Source organism: Polaribacter sp. 20A6 (genome assembly GCF_011378915.1).
Lineage (GTDB): Bacteria > Bacteroidota > Bacteroidia > Flavobacteriales > Flavobacteriaceae > Polaribacter > Polaribacter sejongensis.
The window spans coordinates 1-926 of the sequence record NZ_WTPZ01000053.1 but is presented as its reverse complement, the minus strand read 5'-3'; the positions used below and the strand labels follow the sequence as shown (position 1 = coordinate 926).

1 protein-coding gene is annotated in these 926 nt (G+C 30.6%); it reads right to left on the bottom strand.

Annotated elements, in window-relative coordinates:
* Positions 1-124: 124 nt before the first annotated feature.
* The coding region (locus GQS57_RS18345) for a hypothetical protein (RefSeq protein ID WP_205860304.1) at positions 125-926 on the bottom strand (802 nt) is incomplete at its 5' end.

Below are 926 nucleotides of genomic sequence, written 5' to 3'. Positions count from 1 at the left end.
AACGTTGTTGTATATGGTTTGTTGCGTGATTTAAGCAACTAATTTAGTAAATAATTACCGACCAAGAAAGTCCGCGAGGACTTTCGTAAGTAGGCGATAAGCCAGCAATAAATTATATACGGTGTTAGCACACGTATATTATTCCGTGACGTTTTTTCAGTTCTTCGTTGTCCTTGAAGTCAATTCCTAATTCCCGCTCAAAATATTTGAATGCCAAGTAAATTGAGTTATAACCATACTGAAATCCTTCTTCCATTTTTTGAAGATTAATATCATTTGAGTTAATAGATAAATAGAATGTCGAATTTGAATAATGTACGAAAGATGAAAATTCTTTCCATAAATAAAATGCTCTGTCCTTAAAAATTTCAACATCTCTGGAATGCGTAATTTTTTCAGCCACTTGTGTCAGGGTAAAGAACTTTTTAAATTGAAATTTATCTTTTTTCACGAAATATTTTTCGTTTTTAGGATTATTTTTAAATTTATTTTTTAGTGCCTCCAATTGTTCATTGTTCAAATAGAATTCATAAGCTCCGTTGAAATGCTTATGATTAGATTTAGTCAAATCTTCTAGAGAATTAAATGATTGTCTGGTGGAATTAGCGTTTATTTTTACTATTTCGTCGTCCTTGTCTGCTTGAAGTTCTAAATAAAGTAAATGAAGAAAATCGTCCATAAGACTCCTTAATATAATAAAGGGTGTCGTAATTAATTCAGGATTCCGATTTTTTAAAGCTTTTTCTAAATCTAGAAATAGAGTTGCTTGTCTGCGAAGTATTCCCAAATAATAATCTTGAACTTCAATTTTTTCAGTACATTTTCCTTCTAGACTACCTAAATTAGAATTAGCTAATTCTGCTAGTAATTTTGCTTCGTTTGTTAAATGCTCGATGTTTGTCATATGTGTGCTAACGTTGTTGTGT